Raw genomic sequence first — 1,900 nt, forward strand, 5'->3', positions numbered from 1 at the left:
GGCTTCGGATCGCCACGGCGGACACGGCGCTTGACAGCGCGGCCCGGATCGGTAGAATACGCCTTCCTCGCAGGGCGCTGGCGAGCCACCCGGTGGCGCGACAGCACAGCGAGACGCTCTTTAACAATCGATCAGGTAATTCATGTGGGCGCTTGCTCGGTACGCGGTGACAAGTCACCAAGTATCAAGGCAAGCGACTCGTCAGAGATCTTCGGATCTTTTTGAGAACGTTTGAACCTTGAGCCAAGATTTGTCCGCTTAACGGACTCTATGATTTTAAACTGAAGAGTTTGATCATGGCTCAGATTGAACGCTGGCGGCAGGCTTAACACATGCAAGTCGAGCGGTAACGGGTCCAGCTTGCTGGATGCCGACGAGCGGCGGACGGGTGAGTAATGCATAGGAATCTGCCCAATAGTGGGGGATAACCTGGGGAAACCCAGGCTAATACCGCATACGTCCTACGGGAGAAAGCGGGGGCTCTTCGGACCTCGCGCTATCGGATGAGCCTATGTCGGATTAGCTGGTTGGTGAGGTAACGGCTCACCAAGGCGACGATCCGTAGCTGGTCTGAGAGGATGATCAGCCACACCGGGACTGAGACACGGCCCGGACTCCTACGGGAGGCAGCAGTGGGGAATATTGGACAATGGGCGCAAGCCTGATCCAGCCATGCCGCGTGTGTGAAGAAGGCTTTCGGGTTGTAAAGCACTTTCAGTGGGGAAGAAAGCGTGCCGGCCAATACCCGGTACGGACGACATCACCCACAGAAGAAGCACCGGCTAACTCCGTGCCAGCAGCCGCGGTAATACGGAGGGTGCGAGCGTTAATCGGAATTACTGGGCGTAAAGCGCGCGTAGGCGGCTGAGTAAGCCGGTTGTGAAAGCCCCGGGCTCAACCTGGGAATGGCATCCGGAACTGTTTAGCTAGAGTGCAGGAGAGGAAGGTAGAATTCCCGGTGTAGCGGTGAAATGCGTAGAGATCGGGAGGAATACCAGTGGCGAAGGCGGCCTTCTGGACTGACACTGACGCTGAGGTGCGAAAGCATGGGTAGCAAACAGGATTAGATACCCTGGTAGTCCATGCCGTAAACGATGTCGACTAGCCGTTGGGTCCCTTGAGGACTTAGTGGCGCAGTTAACGCGATAAGTCGACCGCCTGGGGAGTACGGCCGCAAGGTTAAAACTCAAATGAATTGACGGGGGCCCGCACAAGCGGTGGAGCATGTGGTTTAATTCGATGCAACGCGAAGAACCTTACCTACCCTTGACATCCTGCGAACCCTCCGGAGACGGAGGGGTGCCTTCGGGAGCGCAGAGACAGGTGCTGCATGGCTGTCGTCAGCTCGTGTTGTGAAATGTTGGGTTAAGTCCCGTAACGAGCGCAACCCTTGTCCCTATTTGCCAGCGATTCGGTCGGGAACTCTAGGGAGACTGCCGGTGACAAACCGGAGGAAGGTGGGGACGACGTCAAGTCATCATGGCCCTTACGGGTAGGGCTACACACGTGCTACAATGGCCGGTACAAAGGGTTGCAATCCCGCGAGGGGGAGCCAATCTCATAAAGCCGGTCTCAGTCCGGATCGGAGTCTGCAACTCGACTCCGTGAAGTCGGAATCGCTAGTAATCGTGAATCAGAATGTCACGGTGAATACGTTCCCGGGCCTTGTACACACCGCCCGTCACACCATGGGAGTGGACTGCACCAGAAGTGGTTAGCCTAACTTCGGAGGGCGATCACCACGGTGTGGTTCATGACTGGGGTGAAGTCGTAACAAGGTAGCCGTAGGGGAACCTGCGGCTGGATCACCTCCTTAAACGACGCGTCATCGCGTTCGAGCAAGTGCTCACAATGAATTACCTGATCGGCCAGAGCAAAGACTGTTTGGGTTGAGACCCAG

The 1,900-nt window shown here is 56.6% G+C and carries 1 rRNA gene; it reads left to right on the forward strand.

Annotated features, from left to right (window positions below):
* Positions 1–278 precede the first annotated feature (278 nt).
* Positions 279–1,816 (forward strand): 16S ribosomal RNA (locus tag HR9077_RS18145).
* Positions 1,817–1,900 lie beyond the last annotated feature (84 nt).

Origin of the sequence: Modicisalibacter radicis (assembly GCF_900961225.1) — a bacterium.
Classification (GTDB): Bacteria; Pseudomonadota; Gammaproteobacteria; order Pseudomonadales; family Halomonadaceae; genus Modicisalibacter.